Source organism: Rhodanobacter sp. OR87 (assembly GCF_000473345.1).
GTDB classification, from domain to species: Bacteria; Pseudomonadota; Gammaproteobacteria; order Xanthomonadales; family Rhodanobacteraceae; genus Rhodanobacter; species Rhodanobacter denitrificans.
In genome coordinates, this window is sequence record NZ_AXBJ01000004.1 from 1 (window position 1) to 17,598 (window position 17,598).

General features: G+C 68.2%; 19 protein-coding genes. 11 read left to right on the forward strand and 8 right to left on the reverse strand.

Annotation, left to right across the window (positions count from 1 at the left end):
* The coding region (locus RHOOR87_RS18990; protein ID WP_043795360.1) for a transposase at positions 1-214 on the forward strand (214 nt) is incomplete at its 5' end.
* Between the two features lie 9 nt (positions 215-223).
* On the opposite strand, the gene RHOOR87_RS0104555 is transcribed toward RHOOR87_RS18990, so the two are convergent.
* The 3 genes from RHOOR87_RS0104555 to egtB all read right to left on the reverse strand — a co-directional run bounded on the left by RHOOR87_RS0104555 (position 224) and on the right by egtB (position 3,734).
* Positions 224-1,288, reverse strand: a complete 1,065-nt coding sequence (locus RHOOR87_RS0104555; protein ID WP_027484365.1) for a hypothetical protein — start codon at positions 1,286-1,288, stop codon at positions 224-226.
* Positions 1,289-1,500: 212 nt separating this feature from the next.
* Positions 1,501-2,487, reverse strand: coding sequence for an L-histidine N(alpha)-methyltransferase (gene egtD / locus RHOOR87_RS0104560; RefSeq protein WP_027484366.1), 987 nt, complete (start codon positions 2,485-2,487; stop codon positions 1,501-1,503).
* A complete protein-coding gene (gene egtB, locus RHOOR87_RS0104565) occupies positions 2,484-3,734 on the reverse strand; it encodes an ergothioneine biosynthesis protein EgtB (protein WP_027484367.1) in 1,251 nt (416 codons plus the stop codon). The genes egtD and egtB overlap by 4 nt, the downstream gene beginning before the upstream one ends.
* 226 nt (positions 3,735-3,960) lie before the next feature.
* Here egtB and RHOOR87_RS0104570 point away from each other — a divergent pair, with 226 nt between their 5' ends.
* Positions 3,961-4,401: a DUF6491 family protein gene (locus tag RHOOR87_RS0104570; RefSeq protein ID WP_027484368.1), complete on the forward strand. Its 441-nt coding sequence runs from the start codon at positions 3,961-3,963 to the stop codon at positions 4,399-4,401.
* A 77-nt stretch (positions 4,402-4,478) separates the two neighbouring features.
* Here RHOOR87_RS0104570 and RHOOR87_RS0104575 read toward each other — a convergent pair whose 3' ends face one another.
* The 3 genes from RHOOR87_RS0104575 to RHOOR87_RS0104585 all read right to left on the reverse strand — a co-directional run bounded on the left by RHOOR87_RS0104575 (position 4,479) and on the right by RHOOR87_RS0104585 (position 7,677).
* Positions 4,479-4,904 carry a hypothetical protein gene (locus RHOOR87_RS0104575; protein WP_007507858.1) on the reverse strand — a complete coding sequence of 142 codons (426 nt, stop codon included), beginning with the start codon at positions 4,902-4,904 and terminating at the stop codon, positions 4,479-4,481.
* Positions 4,905-4,966: 62 nt separating this feature from the next.
* Positions 4,967-7,153 (reverse strand): bifunctional 23S rRNA (guanine(2069)-N(7))-methyltransferase RlmK/23S rRNA (guanine(2445)-N(2))-methyltransferase RlmL, encoded by a 2,187-nt coding sequence (gene rlmKL, locus RHOOR87_RS0104580; protein ID WP_027484369.1) that lies wholly within the window; start codon positions 7,151-7,153, stop codon positions 4,967-4,969.
* A complete protein-coding gene (locus RHOOR87_RS0104585) occupies positions 7,150-7,677 on the reverse strand; it encodes an alpha/beta hydrolase (protein WP_007507799.1) in 528 nt (175 codons plus the stop codon). Before RHOOR87_RS0104585 ends, rlmKL begins: the two co-directional genes overlap by 4 nt.
* A 90-nt stretch (positions 7,678-7,767) precedes the next feature.
* On the opposite strand from RHOOR87_RS0104585, the gene RHOOR87_RS0104590 reads away from it, so the two are divergent.
* The 8 genes from RHOOR87_RS0104590 to RHOOR87_RS0104625 all read left to right on the forward strand — a co-directional run bounded on the left by RHOOR87_RS0104590 (position 7,768) and on the right by RHOOR87_RS0104625 (position 13,743).
* Positions 7,768-8,322, forward strand: a complete 555-nt coding sequence (locus RHOOR87_RS0104590; RefSeq protein ID WP_007507797.1) for an N-acetylmuramoyl-L-alanine amidase — start codon at positions 7,768-7,770, stop codon at positions 8,320-8,322.
* 30 nt (positions 8,323-8,352) lie between these two features.
* Positions 8,353-9,189 (forward strand): AraC family transcriptional regulator, encoded by an 837-nt coding sequence (locus RHOOR87_RS0104595; RefSeq protein WP_007507794.1) that lies wholly within the window; start codon positions 8,353-8,355, stop codon positions 9,187-9,189.
* Between the two features lie 236 nt (positions 9,190-9,425).
* Positions 9,426-9,563 (forward strand): hypothetical protein, encoded by a 138-nt coding sequence (locus RHOOR87_RS20585; protein WP_007507792.1) that lies wholly within the window; start codon positions 9,426-9,428, stop codon positions 9,561-9,563.
* A gap of 44 nt (positions 9,564-9,607) precedes the next feature.
* A complete protein-coding gene (locus tag RHOOR87_RS0104605; RefSeq protein WP_015448289.1) occupies positions 9,608-10,600 on the forward strand; it encodes an alpha/beta hydrolase in 993 nt (330 codons plus the stop codon).
* On the forward strand, positions 10,597-11,640 hold the full coding sequence (locus RHOOR87_RS0104610) for a saccharopine dehydrogenase NADP-binding domain-containing protein (RefSeq protein ID WP_015448290.1): 1,044 nt from the start codon (positions 10,597-10,599) through the stop codon (positions 11,638-11,640). The genes RHOOR87_RS0104605 and RHOOR87_RS0104610 overlap by 4 nt, the downstream gene beginning before the upstream one ends.
* Positions 11,641-11,696: 56 nt before the next feature.
* On the forward strand, positions 11,697-12,563 hold the full coding sequence (locus tag RHOOR87_RS0104615) for an acyl-CoA thioesterase II (RefSeq protein WP_027484370.1): 867 nt from the start codon (positions 11,697-11,699) through the stop codon (positions 12,561-12,563).
* Positions 12,564-12,598: 35 nt separating this feature from the next.
* A complete protein-coding gene (locus tag RHOOR87_RS0104620; RefSeq protein ID WP_027484371.1) occupies positions 12,599-12,991 on the forward strand; it encodes a hypothetical protein in 393 nt (130 codons plus the stop codon).
* A 44-nt stretch (positions 12,992-13,035) separates the two neighbouring features.
* Positions 13,036-13,743: an arginyltransferase gene (locus tag RHOOR87_RS0104625; protein ID WP_027484372.1), complete on the forward strand. Its 708-nt coding sequence runs from the start codon at positions 13,036-13,038 to the stop codon at positions 13,741-13,743.
* 66 nt (positions 13,744-13,809) lie between these two features.
* Here RHOOR87_RS0104625 and RHOOR87_RS0104630 read toward each other — a convergent pair whose 3' ends face one another.
* Together RHOOR87_RS0104630 and purT are read right to left on the reverse strand one after the other, a co-directional pair.
* Positions 13,810-15,330, reverse strand: a complete 1,521-nt coding sequence (locus tag RHOOR87_RS0104630; protein ID WP_027484373.1) for an FMN-binding glutamate synthase family protein — start codon at positions 15,328-15,330, stop codon at positions 13,810-13,812.
* An 81-nt stretch (positions 15,331-15,411) separates the two neighbouring features.
* Positions 15,412-16,593, reverse strand: a complete 1,182-nt coding sequence (purT, locus tag RHOOR87_RS0104635; protein WP_027484374.1) for a formate-dependent phosphoribosylglycinamide formyltransferase — start codon at positions 16,591-16,593, stop codon at positions 15,412-15,414.
* Between the two features lie 126 nt (positions 16,594-16,719).
* Here purT and RHOOR87_RS0104640 point away from each other — a divergent pair, with 126 nt between their 5' ends.
* On the forward strand, positions 16,720-17,595 hold the full coding sequence (locus RHOOR87_RS0104640; protein WP_027484375.1) for an SPFH domain-containing protein: 876 nt from the start codon (positions 16,720-16,722) through the stop codon (positions 17,593-17,595).
* Positions 17,596-17,598: the final 3 nt, after the last annotated feature.

Consider the following 17,598-nt stretch of genomic DNA (forward strand, 5'->3'; position numbering starts at 1 on the left):
CGTGGTGCTCGGCAACGTCAAACGAGCGATCAGCGGTTGCTACCACGCCATGCGCCAGGCCAAGTACGCGCGGCGCTATCTGGCCGAAGCCGCCTACCGCTTCAACCGCCGTTTCCGACTTGCCGAGCTGCTGCCGCGACTGGCGCGCGCCATGACCCTGTGCAAGCCTTGGCCAGAGACGAAATTGCGCGCCGTCGACAATTTTCATGGCTGAGCGTCGTCGCTAATCAGGATCGTTCTTGGTCGTGACCAATGTGCCCGATGTGACGGCATAGGTCCATTGCGAGCCGTCCGGCCGCGTCACAGCACTCAGCTGCGGTTTGCCGTTGGACCCGGTGACATAGGTATATGACCAAGTGCCCAAGGCACTGGTCACCGAGGTGATGGTGCTGCCCGACCATGTCAGGGTGATTGTGCGCCCGTCGCTGGATGTGATCTGGGTCAGCTGATCGCCGGTATAGCTGTAATTGACCCAGTTGCCGAAACGGTCCTGGGCACGCGTGACCAGCAGATAGACGTTGGTGCGCCCGACAGCAAACGGCTTGGCCGTTGTCGAATATTGCCAGGCGAGTAGCGGTGCCTGGCGCGTGACTGCCCAGTCGAAGGTATAGCGAACACCCGATGGCGAGGTCGCCACGAAGGCCTCGCCAGCAAGGCCGTTCTGGGCAGTCGCCATGCAACTGACCCGGTAGTTGCCACTGGTCACCCAAGGATAAGTTTGCCTCAACGCGTACGCAGGCGACGCGGCTTGCGTATTGGCCAACAGCTCCTGATCCCCGCCGCCCGGGACATGCATCCTGTTGCCGCCCCACACTTGCCCATAAGGCGCATCACCCACCGAACTCGTGATGGGGATGAATACCTCCATATTGGGCCAATCAACATTGTCGCTACAACGGTTGTAGCTGTAGCCGGAACTCTGATTCAACTGCCAGCCGTTCTGCGTGATGACCGTCGCCACGATGTAAGGTATGTCGATATCCCAGTCGCCGAACCCCGCCAAAGAGCTGCCGGGATCGGCGCGACGATCCTCAATCACCAGCCTGCGCCGCAATTGCACCGGCAGCACGTTGTTGCCGGGAATATCTACGTCCGTCACGCCGAACTCGGTCGCGCCGTTATAGAGACTGACGTTATCGCCAAACAGCGTCGACGTGAGAGGAGTGACTTGCTGGGCCGCGTTGAGGCGCTTGCCAAACTCCTCGTAGGGATCGACTCCGTTGTACTGAGCGTGGGCAGCCGAAGAGACGACCGCCAAGAAAAGACCGAACACGATCCCTGTGCGCATAGCCTGTGCTTCCCCTGAAATTAGGCTGTCGAGAAATGACTTCCCGACTTAGCGTCTTGAATTTGACGCGGCGTTGATGCTTAACCCAAAAGCATGCGTTTGTCAACAAGCAAGTTCTTGCGGATTTCTGCATCACCGTCCAGCCCAAGTGAAGGCGACAGCGCATTCAATTGCGGATAGCCCGGTCTTACACGTCCTTGAAAGCGCAGGATTTAGCGCGCCATGCCGGCGCGCACCAGGTATTGCACGCTGAACATCCGTTGCGGGTCGGTCCACACGCGCTGCACGGTCAGCCCGGCACGGGCGGCCAGCGCGGCGAAGTCCTCCGGCGAATACTTGCAGCTGTACTCGACCTGGATCGCCTCGTCGGCGCGGAACGGCACGTTCACGCGGCCGACTTTGACCTGCTGCTCGCGGCGGCTGACGATGTGCGTCTCGATGCGCCCGGCCATCGGGTTGTAGTGCGCGCGATGGGCGAACGCCGACAGCTCGAAGTTGCTGCCGATCTCGCGGTTGAGCCGCGCCAGCATGTTCAGGGTGAACTCGGCAGTGACGCCGGCGCGGTCGTTGTAGGCCGCCTCGATCAGCGCTGGATCCTTCTTCAGGTCCGCGCCGATCAGGATGCCGCCGGCGTCGCCCATCTCGTTGCGCATCTTGCGCAGCAGCACGGCCGCCTCGCGGTTGTCGAAATTGCCGATGGTGGAGCCAGGGAAATACAGCACGGTGCGCCGCGGCGCACGCGGCGGGATCGGCAGTCGCAGCGGCTTGCTGAAATCCGCGCACAGCGGCTGCAGCGGCAGCTGCGGAAACGCCGCGGCCAGCCGCTCGACGCTGCGCCTGAGCGGCTCGGGCGAAATTTCCACCGGCACGTAGGCCACTGGCTCGTGCAGATGTTGCAGCAGCATGCGGGTCTTGTGCGCATTGCCGCTGCCGTATTCGACCAGCCGCACGCCGCTGCCGAGCACGCCGGCAATGTCGGCGGCGTGCTCGTCCATCAGCGCGATCTCGCAGCGCGTGAGGTAGTACTCCGGTTGCTCGCAGATGCGCTCGAACAGCGCCGAGCCGCGTTCGTCATAGAACAGCCACGACGGCAGCCGCTTGGGGCGGGCGCCGAGGCCGCGCTGGACAACTTCAAGGAGATCGCTCGACGGCGGGCGACGCTCGTCGTCACTGAGGCCAAAGGGTTGCACACTGCTCATCGGTCCTGTCCCAGTCGCAGCCCGGCGAATTGCCAACGGGCCTGGGGTGGAAAGAAATTGCGGTAGGTGGCGCGGACATGATCGCGCGGCGTGGCGCAGGAACCGCCGCGCAACACCCACTGGCCGCACATGAATTTGCCGTTGTACTCGCCCAGCGAACCGGGCAGCGGGCGGAAACCCGGGTAGCTGACGTAGGGCGAGGCGGTCCACTCCCACACGTCGCCGTACAGCTGCAGCAGGCCGGCATCGCCACTTGCCGCACGCGGCTGGAAGCGCTGCGCGTCCTGCAGGTTGCCGTCGATCGCGACGCCCTGCGCCACCGACTCCCACTCGGCCTCGGTGGGCAGCCGCGCGCCGGCCCAGCGCGCGAACGCGTCGGCCTCGAAATAGCTGAGGTGGCAGACCGGCTCGTGCGGGTCGAGCGCGCGCGCGCCGGCCAGGGTGAACTCGCTGGCCAAGTCGTCCTGCCAGTAGAGCGGATGCTGCCAGCCCTCGCGCTGCAGCGTGGCCCAGCCGTCGGACAGCCACAACCCGGGTTCGCGATAGCCGCCTTCACGCACGAAGGCCAGGTATTCGGCGTTGGTCACCAGCCGGTTGGCCAGCGCGTGCGGCTGCAGCAGGGCGCGATGGCGCGGGGTCTCGTGGTCGAACGCGAAGCCCTCGCCGCGGTGGCCGATCTCGACGATGCCCTCGCGGCCATCGACGAAGCGCAGCGGCACGACTTTCGCATCTGCCGACGCGGCAATCGGTGCGCGATAGGCCGGCTGCAGCGGATTGCACCAGAACGCGTGCTTGATGTCGGTCAGCAGCAACTCCTGGTGCTGCTGTTCGTGCTGCAGGCCCAGCTCGACCAGTCCGGGCAGTTCCGCATCGTCGCTGCGTTCCAGCAGCTCGCCCACCGCGTCGTCGACATGGCGGCGGTAATCGAGCACCTCGTCCAGCGACGGGCGCGACAGCAGACCACGCTGCGGCCGCGCATGCATCGGCCCGACCGACTGGTAGTAGGAGTTGAACAGGTAATGCCAGGCCGGATCACGCGGCCGGTAGGCCGGGTCACGGCCCAGCACGAACTGCTCGAAGAACCAGCTGGTGTGCGCCAGGTGCCACTTGCCGGGGCTGGCGTCAGGCATCGACTGCAGTTGCAGATCCTCGGCGCTGAGGCCGGCGCACAGCGCCAGCGTGCATTGGCGTACCTGGCGGAATCGCGCCGCGATGCCGGCCGGCGCGGACGATTGCCAGGTCGTCACCGGCGCCCTCCCGGCATCCGCACGGCGGCCTCGGTACGGAGCGTTTCGCGATGCAGACAGTTCAAAAACATGTCCGCCAGCATGCCGCGCCAACCGTTCACTTATTGTGATATGAAGATGGCAGATGCTTTGCAGCGCCGCCCCCGACGGCCGCCGTCGCAGCCGGCGTGCAGCTCCCGCGGCCGGTTCACGATACCCGCTCCGCGCAACCGACGAGGTAACGCCCATGAAAGCGATTCTTCCCGCCCTGCTGTTCGTCCTCGCTATCGGCAACGTGCACGCGGCCGAGCCAAGCCGAGCCCGTTCGCCGTTGCCCGCAAACGAGTGCATCGACACGACGCAGATCAACGAGTGGTACATCGTCGATGCGCGCACGGCCATCGTGCGCACCGGTCCGAAGCATTACCTGGTGACGCTGCAGAATGACTGCCCGCGACTCGGCACGCCACCGCCCGGGCTGATCTTCCGGCCCAACCCGTCCAACGCCATCGTCAACCGGGGCCGCATCTGCGGCGAGGTGGGTGAAACGGTGCACTCGCGCTACCAGCCGCCGTGCGCGATCGAGTCCGTCAGCAGGATCGACAAGGCCCGCTTCAAGCAGCTCGGCGAGCACGCCACCCGGCACGGCAGCGGCGCCGAGCTGCCGACGGCCCTGCCGGCGCACTGAGGCACCGGCCGCCGAAACACGAAGAGCCCGGACAGGCCGGGCTCTTCGTTGCGCAATGCAATGATCCCACGCATTGCTCAGTCGTCGTCATCGTCACCATCTTCGCGGATATACCGTGTCTGGTACGGGTCGCCATACACCACGGTGCGGGTTTCGACCACGCGGCGACGCACGACCGGGGCATCCTCGTAGATCACAGTGCGCGGCGGGCCGTACACCACCGGTGCCTCGTAATACACCGGTGCCGGGCGCAGCGCGTCGCTGACCAGGCCGGCCACGGCACCGGTGACGATGGCGCCGGCGATCCAGCGGCCGCCGCTCCAGTAGCCGCCGTGGCGGTAATAACCGCCGTCGTAATCGTGGTGACCGCCGTGCCACCCGCCGCCATGCCAACCACGATCACCGTGATCGTGCGCCGACGCGCTCAACGGCATGGCCACAGCTGCCGCGACCGCCAAACCGATGACTGCCAGCTTGCCTGCATTACCGAAGCGTTTGGTCATGATCGTTCTCCGTTGTACGGGATGGATGCTCGTCCGATCACGCTTAATATGCACTGAAGGGTTCATTTTTTAATGTGCGCCGTATCCCAGGGATTGATCCCCGTCACAGCCTGGCGCCTGCGCAGCAGCCAGCAGCCATGGATATCGGCGCGGCGGACGAAGTCGAACGGGATGCTGGGGGCGCTCCAGTCCTCGATGTCGAAGTGGGCTTCCAGCGCTTCGCGATCCAGCTTGAAGCGGCGGAAATTGTTGGAAAACACGATCACGCCGTCGCGGGTCAGCCGCCCGTTGCAGGCTTCCAGCAGCGCCACGTGGTCGCGCTGCACGTCGAAATCGTCGGCGCGCTTGGAGTTGGAGAACGTCGGCGGGTCGACGAAGATCAGGCCGTAGTGGCCGCGGTCGCGCTGCAGGAACTCCAGCGCGTCGAACTGCATCAGCCGGTGGCGCACGCCGCTGAAGCCGTTCAGCGCGAGATTGCGCGAGGCCCATTCCAGATAAGTCGCCGACAAGTCCACGCTGGTGGTTTCCAGCGCGCCGCCGGCGGCGGCGTACACGCTGGCGGTGGCGGTGTAGGAGAACAGATTGAGGAAGCAGCGGCCCTCGGCCAGCTCGCGCACTTTCGCGCGCACCAACCGATGGTCGAGGAACAGGCCGGTGTCGAGATAGTCGGTAAGGTTGACTAGGAACTTCAGGCCGCCCTCCGCCACCTCGATGAACTCGCCGCGCTGGTCGAGCTGGCCGTACTTGGAGCCGCCCTTGCCGCGCTCGCGGGTCTTGATCGCGATGCGCTCGCGCGGCACGCCGAGCACCTCGCCGGCGACCCGGGCGATCTCGCGCAGGCGCAGCCGCGCCACGTCGGCGGGAATGTCGGCCGGTGCGCGGTATTCCTGGATGTGCAGGTGGTCGTCGCCGTGCACGTCGCCATAGACGTCGATCGCGGCAGCGTACTCGGGCAGGTCCTGGTCGTAGGCGCGCCAGCAGTGGATATCCTCGCGCAGCAGCCGCTTGCGCAGGTGCCTGACGTTCTTTTCCAGCCGGTTCTTCAGCATCTGCGCGCCGGCCGACAGCGGCTTTGGCTCGCGTGGTATCTCGTCGCGCGGCTTCAGGTCGAAGGTCAGCAGCACCGTTTCCAGCGCGCCGTTGTACAGCGCGTAGCGCTTGTCCGCATGCAGCTGCATCGCGCGGCCCAGTTCCACGTCACCGGCTAGCACGGCGGCGCGCCAGCCGATGAAGTGCTGGCGCAGGGTGTCGCCCAAGGCGCGGTACAGCTTCGGCATCTCGGCACGATCGCCGAGCCGCTCGCCGTACGGCGGGTTGGTGATGACCAGGCCGTGGTCGACGCCGGGCGGCGGCACGGCGTGCACCACGTCCTGCCGATCCAGCGTGAAGAAGCCGGCCACGCCCGCCGCCTGCGCGTTGCGTTTGGCCGTCTGCACCATGCGCGGGTCGGCGTCGCTGCCGAAGAACACGCTGCGCAGGCCGCGCAGGCCGGTTTCGGCGCGCTGCTTCGCTTCGTCCAGCAGACCGAGCCACAGTGCAATGTCGTGCTGCTGCCAGCCGAGGAAACCGAAATATTCGCGGCGCAGGCCAGGGGCGACGTCGGCCGCCATCAGCGCGCCTTCGATCAGCAGCGTGCCCGAACCGCACATCGGGTCGAGCAAGGCACCGCCGGCGGCGTATACCTCCGGCCAGCGCGCGCGCAGCAGCATCGCGCACGCGAGGTTTTCCTTCAGCGGCGCCTCGCCCTGCTCCTCGCGCCAGCCGCGCCGGTGCAGCGGCGAGCCGGCCAGATCCAGCGACACGGTGGCGCGGTCGCGACGCACGCGGACGTTGATGCGGATGTCCGGCTCGTCGGTGTCGATGCCAGGACGCGAGCCGTCGCGCTGACGGAACTGGTCGACCACCGCGTCCTTGGTGCGCAGGCCGATGAACTGGCTGTGGGTCAGCTTGCTCAGCGCGGTGCCGGCGTCCACGGCGAAGGTGGCGTGTGCGGCCAGGTGCTCGTTCCAGTCGATCGTCTGCACGCCGCGATACAACGCATCGTCGTCGGCCGCGTCGAACTCGGCCAGCGGCAGCAGGATGCGGCTGGCCAGGCGCGACCACAGGCAGGCCTTGTAGGCCGTCTCCAGCGTGCCGGAAAAATGCGCGCCGGCCAGCGCCTCCCGCACGTCGGGCGCACCGAGCGCGACCAGCTCGTCGCGCAGCAGGTATTCCATGCCCTTCGGGCAGGTAGCGAAATAGTGGCTCATGCGGCAACGGCCAGCTGGTCGAGCAGGTGGCGGAACTGTGCGTCGATCATGGCCATGCTGGAACCCAGCCGATGGTCGTCATCCAGCACCAGCAACGGCAGCCGGCGCTTCGCGGCGAACGCGTGCACGCCCGCCAGCGGGCAGACCTCGTCGCGCCAGCCGTGGATCAGCAGCGTGGGCACCTCCGGGCGCAAGTCGAACTTGCGCGCATAACCGGGAATCTCGCTGGGCGTGGCCAGCAACAGCAGGCCGGCCACCGGCACGTCCAGCGAGACCAGGCCGGAGACGAACGCACCCATGCTGGAACCGACCAGCAACGGCGGCGCCTCCAGCGCCTCGATGGTGGCGCGCAGGCGGGCGACCCGCGGCGCTACCGAGCCTGCGTGACCGCGTGCATCGTCGGTGCGGTAATCCGGCCGCTGCGTACGCCAGCCCAGCGATTCGGCCAGCGCGGCCAGCGCGCTGACCTTGGTGGCCTGCGGACTGGAGTCCGAGCCGTGCGAAAGAATGATCTGGCCGCGCATGGCGCGTCTCCGTGAGACTGCTGGAAGCAAGGCGCGCATGGTAACAGGCGGCGTTTCCGCGGGCCCTTGCCGCATGCGAAACTGCGGCGCATGAGCCTGAGCATCCACGAGCAGCCGCTGCCTTATGTCGACCTCCTGCCCGAACGCCCGGCCGACGCGGTCGAGCTGGTGGTGATCCACTGCACCGAACTGCCGGACCTGGCCATGGCGCGCGCGTACGGCGAACGCGTGCTGCACGCCAGCGGCACCGGCAACAGCGGCCATTACTACGTCGACCGCGATGGCGCGGTGTATCGCTACGTGCCCGGCACCCGCGTGGCCAACCACGTGCGCGGGCACAACCCGAACTCGATCGGCATCGAGCTGGTCAACCGGGGCCGTTATCCGCACTGGTGGGATTCGCGCCATCAGCAGATGGATGAGCCCTATCCCGACGCACAGATCGCCGCGCTGAGCGCCCTGCTGGCGCAGTTGCGCGCGGCGTTCCCCACGCTGCGCCAGATCGCCGGGCATGAGGACCTGGACACCGACCTGATGCCGGCCAGCGACGATCCCGCGCGGCAGGTCCGTCGCAAGCTGGACCCCGGCGTGTGCTTCCCGTGGGACGTCGTCGTGCCGGCCTGCGGCCTGCAACGACTGCGTTAGACTCCGGCCCTGCCTCCCCCGGCCTGCGCCATGTCGGAGTTCACTGTCCAGCCGCTGCTGCAAACGCCGCTCGTCGCGGCGCACGACGTGCACTGCCGTGGCGCCTGCCGTCATCGCAGCACGGAGGAATGCGCGGTCGCCACTCACCTGGTCTTTCCGTACCGCGGCCTGTTCCTGCGCCACGTGGGCAGCACGCAGTCGGTGGCCGATGCCAACCACGTGCTGCTGTTCAACGCCGACCAGGGCTATCAGGTGAGCCATCCGGCGGCGGGTGGCGATGCCTGTTTGTCGCTGTCGATCGCGCAACCGCTGCTGCGCGAGCTGGCGCCGGCCGGACTGCTGCAGGATCGCCACAAACCCGTGTTCCGCGGCCAATCGCTGCGCATCGACGAGCGCACCCAGGTACTGGTGGCCTTGCTGCGGCACAGCCTGCACCACGGCAGCATCGAGCCGCTGGAAGCCGAGAGCCTGGCGCTGACCCTGGTCTGTCGCAGCCTCGGCCCGCGCACCGCCCACGCGCCCGGCGCCAGCCATGCGCGGCAGCGGCTGGTGGACCGGGCCAAGCTGCTGCTGGCCAGCGACCTCACCCGGCGCTGGACGCTGGCGGAGATCGCGGCGGACATCGGCGGCTCGCCGGTCTACCTCACCCAGGCCTTCCAGCAGGTCGAAGGCATGCCGTTGTATCGCTATCACCTGCGCCTGCGCCTGGCCCATGCGCTGGATCGGATCGCCGATTGCGCGGACGTCGCCGCGCTGGCGCAGGATCTGGGCTTCTCCAGCCACAGCCATTTCAGCGCAGCATTCCGCCGGGCCTACGGCCACACGCCCACGGCGTTCCGCCAGGCCGCGCTGGCACAGAAGCTGTAAAGAAAACCACATCCTGTGGTTTTCTTTTATCGCGAGTCCGGTACATGCCCGGACTCGCTCACGCGAATCAGGCACTGGCGTGCCCGATCCGCAGCCGGCCATCCATGGCCGGCCTGAGAGGTTGATAGTCTCAACCTCTCAGGTCGTCGTGAATCGCTAAAGATCCTGACAGCCGCCGGCGGCGGCCGGTGGTCTCCTGTGCCTGCCCGATCGCGGGCATCACCCGGAGACCCAGCATGAACGAAACCACCTGCGCCGCCTGCGACTATCCGCTCGACGGCAACGCCATCAAGGTCACCATCGGCGGCCGCACCGTCGAGGTCTGCTGCGAGGAATGCGCACAGAAGCTGCGCGAGGCGGCAGCGAAGTCGTGAGCGACCAAGCTTCCTCGCTTGCCGCTCGACGGGCGGCGCCGGGCATGCCCCGGCGCCGCTTCCTCGCCCTGTCCGCCGGCACGCTGGCCGGTGTGTGCGTGGGTAGCCTCGCCGGCTGTGTTCGCTGGCCGCGCACCGGCGCCGTGTCGGCACCGATGGACGCGGCGGGCTTCCACGCCGCGCGCCGCCATACCCGCACCATGTTCGGTCGCATCGCCTACGTCGAGCGCGGCAGCGGGCCGGCGGCGCTGTTCCTGCACGGCTTCCCGCTCAACGGCTTCCAGTGGCGCGGTGCGCTCGACCGGCTGGCAGCGTACCGGCGCTGCATCGCGCCCGACTTTCTCGGCATGGGCTACACCGAGGTCGCCGATGGGCAATCCTGCGCACCCGAGGCGCAGGTCGCCATGCTGGTCGCCCTGCTCGACACCCTTCAGGTCGAGCGCGCCGACGTGGTCGCCAACGACAGCGGTGGCGCCGTGGCGCAGCTGCTGGTCGCACGCCGCCCCGACCGCGTGCGCAGCCTGCTGCTGACCAATGGCGACACCGAGGAGAACTGCCCGCCGCCGGCGCTCCTTCCGGTGATCGACTTGGCGCAGCAGGGCCGCTTCGTCGACGAATGGCTGGGCACATGGCGCGACAACCACGCCCTCGCGCGTTCGACTGACGGCATCGGCGGCATGTGCTACACCGATCCCGCGCACCCCACCGACGAAGCCATCGAAACCTATTTCACGCCGTTGCTGGCCTCACGGCGCAGCCGCGACTTCGCGCACGCTTATGCCATCGCGCTGGAGCGCAACGCGCTGGCCGGCATCGGCCCCTCGCTCGCGCGATCGCGTGTGCCGGTGCGCATCGTCTGGGGCAGCGCCGATACGATCTTTTCCGCCGCCAACCCGGGCTTCCTCGACCGCGCCTTCGGCCGCTCGCTCGGCGTGCGCCGGCTCGCAGGCAGCAAGCTGTTCTGGCCGGAGGAGCGCCCCGACGTGATCGCCGACGAAGCACGGCGGCTGTGGGCCGCGCAGGGGGACCAGGCATGACGGCGCATTCCTCCCACCGCATCGCGGTGTATGGCGCCTACGGCCATACCGGCCGCTTCGTCGTGGCCGAACTGCGCCGCCGTGGCTTCGTGCCGGTGGCCTGCGGCCGCGACGCGGCCAGGCTGCATGACCTGGCCACGGTCGCCGGCGTCGAGGTCCGCGTCGCCTCCACCGATGACCCCGCTGCGCTGGATGCCGCCTTCGCCGGCACCGCCGCCGTGCTGCATTGCGCCGGACCTTTTCTCGACACCGCCGCGCCGGTGCTGGACGCGGCGCTGCGCGCACGCATCCACTATCTCGACGTGGCGGCGGAACAGCATGCCGTGACCGACACCCTGGCGCGCGATGCCGAGGCGAAAGCCGCGGGCGTGACGGTGGTGCCGGCGATGGCTTTCTACGGCGGCCTCGCCGATCTGCTGGCCAGCGCCGCGCTCGACGGCGCCACCGACGCGGACACGGTGGACATCGCCGTCGCGCTCGACGGCTGGCATCCGACGCGCGGCACCCGCCTCACCGGCGAGCGCAACCATTACCCGCGCACGTACGTCGAGCAGGGCCGCACCTGCACCGTGCCCGACCCCGCGCCCGTGCGCGAGACCGACTTCCCGGCACCGTTCGGGCGGCTGGAAACGGTGCTGCTGCCGCTGTCCGAGGCCATCGTGGTGCCGCACCACATCGCCTGCCGCAACCTGCACTCGTGGATGAACCTGGCACCGCTGCGCGACTTGCGCGATCCGGCCACGCCAGCGCCGCTCGCCGCCGACGCCAGCGGCCGCTCCGCACAGCGTTTCGTCGTCGACGTGCATGTGCGGCGCGGCAACCGCGCGTGCCGCGCGATCGCCCGCGGACGCGACATCTACGCCGTCACCGCGCCACTGCTGGTCGAGGCGCTGCAACGCATCCTCGACGGCCGTGCCCGCAGGCACGGTGCGCTCGCCGCGGGCCAGGCGTTCGACGCGCGCGACTTCCTGGCCGCGCTCGCACCCACGGCGCTCGCGGTCACGTTCGAGGCTGCCCCGGGGCTGGCCGTCGCCCGCTGAGTGCGGATTCGGGCGACCGCCACCGCTATACTGGCGAACCCCCGCAAGGACCCGCCATGAGCGAAGACCACGTCGCCGAACTCGTCGAACTGCTGCAGCTGGAACGGTTGGAGGACAACCTGTTCCGCGGCCAGAGCCGCGACATCGGCACCCGTTTCGTGTTCGGCGGCCAGGTACTGGGGCAGGCGCTGGCGGCGGCGCAGCAAACGGTCGACCCGTCGCGCGAGGCGCATTCGCTGCACGCCTATTTCCTGCGCGCCGGCGACATCGAGGCGCCGATCGTGTACAGCGTGGAGCGCACCCGCGACGGCGGCACGTTTTCCTCGCGGCGGGTGGTGGCGATCCAGCACGGTCAGCCGATCCTGAACGGATCGATCTCGTTCCAGGCGCCCGAGCCCGGCGTGGAGCACCAGACCAGCATGCCGGAAGTGCCGGCGCCGGAAGACATCGAGCCGCTGCACCCGCTGCCCGCCGGCGAGCTGGCGCGGCTGCCGGTGAAGCTGCAGCGCTGGCTCGGCATCGACGGCCCGTTCGAGTTCCGCCAGGTGTGGCCGCGCGACGAACTGCACCCGGTCAAGCGCCCGCCGATCCAGCACATCTGGTTCCGGCTGACTTCGCCGATCGACGACTCGGCGATCCTGCACCGCGCGCTGCTGGCCTACGCCTCCGATTTCCACCTAATCGGCACCGCCACCCTGCCGCACGGCATCTCGTACATGACCCACAACGTGCAGATGGCCAGCCTCGACCACGCGCTGTGGTTCCACCGCCCGTTCCGCGTCGACGAGTGGCTGCTGTACTCGTTCGACAGCCCCACCGCGCAAGGTGGGCGCGGTCTGGCGCGCGGGCAGATCTTCAGCCGCGACGGCCGCCTGGTCGCCTCCTCCGCGCAGGAAGGGCTGATCCGCGTGCGCGGCGACTGAGCACCGACGCCGGGCCGTTCGCGTAAACTCCCCGCATGCGCCAGATCTATACCTCGCCCCGCCAGGAAAACATCGATACCGTGGTCGCCCTGATGGCCGAACACGGCATCGAGGCGACCGTGGCCAACCGCTCCAACTACAACCGCCCGAGCTGGCAGCGCTTCAGCTACGCGCAGCGGCAGAACGACCGCAGCAGCTGGGCGCAGGTGTGGATCACCCACGCCGACGACTACACCCGGGCGCGCAAACTGCTGCTCGACCTGGGTATCGAGCCGGTGATCCGCTACGGCGAGGAACTGGCCGCCGCGCGCAACCCCACCCCGGCCGACCGGCGTGCGCGCACGGTGGTTCGCGTGCGTCGCATCGTGCTGCTGGCGGTGCTGGCGGTGCTCGCCGTGGCGATGCTGCGCTTCCTGCGCGTGGCCTGAGCTGGCAAGGTGCACCGCCGCCGTGGGCGGCATAGAATCGCGAGATGCGCCGTTCCGACCAAGTCCGCCTGTTCCAGACGCTGCCCCACGCATGCGGCTACTACGCCGACCGCACGGCGCAGAACCTGGTGCTGGATCCGGCCGCGCCAAACCTCGACAAGCTGTACGGGCCGGCGCTCGAACGCGGCTTCCGCCGCGCCGGCGGCCACCTGTATTTCCCGCACTGCGCGCAATGCCACGCCTGCACGCCGTGCCGCATCGACGTGGCGAACTTCCGGCCCGACCGCGCCCAGCGCCGCTGCCTGAAACGCAACGCCGATCTCGTGGTCAGCGAGTCGATCCCCGGCTACAACCGCGAGCGCCACGCGCTGTACGAACGCTACCTGCAGAGCCGCCACGCCGGCGGCGGCATGGACGACGCGGAGGCCAGCGATTTCCGCCGCTTCCTCACCGCGCCATGGAGCCCCACGCTGTTCATGGAACTGCGCCTGGGCGAGCGCCTGCTCGCGGTAGCGGTCACCGACGTCTGCCCCAACGGCGCCTCGGCCGTGTACACCTTCTACGACCCCGACGAGACCGCACGCAGCCTCGGCACCTGCGCCATCCTGCAACAGGTCGCGCTGTGCCGCCGCCACAGCCTGTCGTGGCTGTACCTGGGCTTCTGGATCGACGGCCACCCGAAGATGGATTACAAGCGGCGCTTCAAGCCGCTGCAGATCCGCACCGCCGAAGGCTGGCAGGCGATGCCGTAGGCGGCCGCTCGTTGGAGCCGGGAGCCGGGATTCGCAAAAGCAAGAGCATCGCTCGCGAGCGGGCTCCTACGGGTGCTCGCTCGGTGGGACAGCTTGCGGGTAGGGAAACAGCTTCTCCAACGGGATCGACAAGCCGTCGTCGCCGACCACGCGGCAGTGGCTGCGGTTGAGCTGGCGCGGTTCGCTGACCCCGCAGCTGTGCGCGATGATGCCGACCTCGTGCATCAGGTTCTTCGCGTAGTGGTACACCCGCTCGCTCTTGTCGCTGACCACCAGGCCGCGCTGCAGTTTCGGGTTCTGCGTGGTGATGCCGGTGGGACAGGTGTTGCGGTTGCACTGCAATGACTGGATGCAGCCCAGCGCCAGCATGAAGCCGCGCGCGGAGTTGACGAAATCCGCGCCGATCGACAGCGCCCACGCCACGTCGTAGGCGGTGATGCACTTGCCCGAGCAGACCACCTTGATGCGCTGGCGCAGGCCCTTGACGATCAGCATGTCGAGCAGCGCCGGCAGCGCCTCGTGCAGTGGCAGGCCGACGCCTTCCATCAGGGTCTGCGGCGCCGCGCCGGTACCGCCCTCGGAACCGTCGACGATGATGAAGTCCGGCGCGCTCTCGATGCCGCGCCGGTACACTTCATCGCACAGCTCGCCGATCCACTCGACGCCGCCAAGCACCGCCTTGAAGCCGACCGGTTTGCCGGTGAGCTCGCGAATGTGCCCGATGCTGTCCATCAGCTGCGACACGTTGCCGATGTCGAGGTGGCGGTTCGGGCTCTGCGAATCCTCGCCGACCGGGATGCCGCGGATCGCGGCGATCTCGGCGGTGACCTTGGCGCCGGGCAGCAGGCCGCCCATGCCGGGCTTGGCGCCCTGGCCGAGCTTGATGCTGACCATCTTCACCTGCGGGTGTGCGCAGATCGCCAGCAGCTTGTCGTCGTCGAGCCTGCCCTCGGGCGTGCGCACGCCGTACTTGGCGGTGCCGATCTCGAAGACGATGTCGCAGCCGCCTTCCAGGTGGTACGGCGCCAGCCCGCCTTCGCCGGTATCCATCCAGATGCCCGCCTTGGCCGCGCCGCGCGACAGCGCGCGCACCGCCGGTGCCGACAAGGCGCCGAAGCTCATCGCCGAGATGTTGAAGAACGCCGCGTGGCTGTACGGCTCGCGCGCGTACGGGCCGATCGTCACCGGCACCGGCTCGACGTGGTCCATGCCCAGGTCCGGGAACGGCGCGTTGACGAAGAACGGTACGCCCTCCGCGCGCAGGTCGCGGCTGGAACCGAACGCATTGGTGTTGTCGACGTTCTTCGCGGCGCGGTAGACCCAGGTGCGCTGCGCGCGGTTGAACGGCATCTCCTCGCGATCGCTGGAATACAGGTACTGGCGGAAGAACTCGCCCAGGTGCAGGAACCAGTAGCGGAAGTGGCCGACCACCGGAAAGTTGCGCAGCACCGCATTGCCGGTCTGGTTGCGGTCGACCACCCAGGTCACCGCCAGCACCACCACCGCCAGGGCCAGCAACAGCAGGGCGAACGTCGTGACCAGTTCGACCAGCACAACCAGCCAGTGCGCAAAGCCGGTGGATTCCATCCTGCCTCTCCTTCGGTCAATCGAATGCCGGTGACGGCCACCGCCGTCACCGCCAAGCCTAGCGCATCAGGTCGTGCGCGCTCACAGCTCCACGCGCAGGTGGCCCGCCGCGCGCACCGCCTTGCCCACTGCCGCTTCCAGCGTGCCGGCGCGCGCCAGCGTCACCGCCATGCGCCGGCGCCCCTTCACCTCGGGCTTACCGAAGATGCGCAGTTGCGTGTCCGGCTCGGCCAGCGCCGCGGCTACGCCATGGTAGCGCGGCCCCGCGCCGTCGCCTTCGACCAGCACCGCGCACGAGGCCGACGGCCCGTACTGGTGGATCACTGGGATCGGCAGGCCGAGGATCGCCCGCGCGTGCAGCGCGAACTCGGAGAGCTCCTGCGAGATCAGCGTGACCAGGCCGGTGTCGTGCGGCCGCGGGCTGACCTCGGAGAAGATCACCGTATCGCCCTTGACGAAGAACTCCACGCCGAACACGCCCCAGCCGCCCAGCGCACCGGTGACCGCGGCGGCCTGCCGCTGCGCCTCCGCCAATGCGGCATCGCTCATCGGCTGCGGCTGCCACGATTCGCGGTAGTCGCCCTCCTCCTGGCGATGGCCGATCGGCGCGCAGAAGCTCACGCCATCGACGTGCCGCACGGTGAGCATGGTGATCTCGTAGTCGAAGTCGACGAAGCCCTCGACGATCACCCGCCCCCTGCCGGCGCGCCCGCCGGACTGCGCGTAATCCCACGCGTGCTGCAATCCGCCGGCGCCGCGCACCACGCTCTGGCCCTTGCCGGACGAACTCATCACCGGCTTGACCACGAACGGGTAGCCGATCGCAGCCACCGCCTCGCGGTACTGTGTTTCGTCGTCGCAGAAGCGATACGGCGACGTCGGCAATTTCAGTTCCTCGGCGGCCAGCATGCGGATGCCTTCGCGGTCCATGGTCAGCCACGCCGCGCGGGCAGTCGGGATCACCCGCTGCCCTTCCTTTTCCAGCGCGATCAGGGTCGGCGTGTGGATCGCCTCGATCTCCGGCACCACCAGGTCGGGCTTTTCCAGTTCGATCACCGCACGCAACGCCTTGCCGTCGAGCATGTCGACGACGTGGCTGCGATGGGCGATCTGCATGGCCGGCGCATTCGCATAGCGATCCACCGCGATCACCTCCACCGCGTAGCGCTGCAGTTCGATCGCCACCTCCTTGCCCAGCTCACCGGCCCCGAGCAGCAGGACGCGCAGAGCGTGGTCGGAATGGGGTGTGCCAAAGGGCTTCATCGGGTTCTCCGGGGCGGCAAACCCGCATTGTAAGCGGCCATCCGGCATCGCCCGCGCCGGCAGGGCAGCCTCCTTGTATTAGATATCATTTTGATATCTAATCATCACACCTCAGGGAGACCACTCATGAACGAACGCAATGGCTTTTCCGTCGCCGGCATTCCCTTCGTCGGCTTCTGCCTGATCCTGGCCGGCATCGGCGGGTGGATGGTGGTCGGTGCCATCCACGGCCAACCGGATGCGCCGCCGCTCACGCTGCTGCTGGGCGGCGCACTGCTGCTGGCCCTCGACGCCTTCCTGCTCAAGGGCTTCTTCCAGGTCGCCCCGAACGAAGGCCAGGTGCTGCAGCTGTTCGGCAAGTATGCCGGCACGGTGCGCCACGAGGGCCTGCGCTGGACCAACCCGTTCTACAGCCGCCGGCGCATCTCGCTGCGCGTGCGCAACTTCGAGAGCGGCAAGCTGAAGGTCAACGACAACGACGGCAACCCGATCGAGATCGGCGCCGTGGTGGTATGGCAGGTGCTGGATACGGCCGAAGCGGTGTTCTGCGTGGACGATTACGAGAACTACGTGCACATCCAGAGCGAATCGGCGCTGCGGCAGATGGCGCAGAGCTATCCGTACGACGCCCACGACGACGGCAAGCCGTCGCTGCGCAGCCACGGCGACGTGATCAACTCGCACTTGCGCGACGAAATCCAGACCCGCCTCGGCAAGGCCGGCGTGCAGGTGGTCGAGGCGCGCATCAGCCACCTCGCCTATGCCCAGGAAATCGCCCAGGCGATGCTGCAGCGGCAGCAGGCCGGCGCGATCATCGCCGCCCGCACCAAGATCGTCGAGGGCGCGGTGAGCATGGTCGAGATGGCGCTGGACCAGCTCAGCCAGCGCGGCGTGGTGAACCTGGACGAGGAGCGCAAGGCCGCGATGGTCAGCAACCTGCTGGTGGTGCTGTGCGGCGAGCGCGGCACCCAGCCGGTGCTGAATACCGGCACGTTGTACTGACAC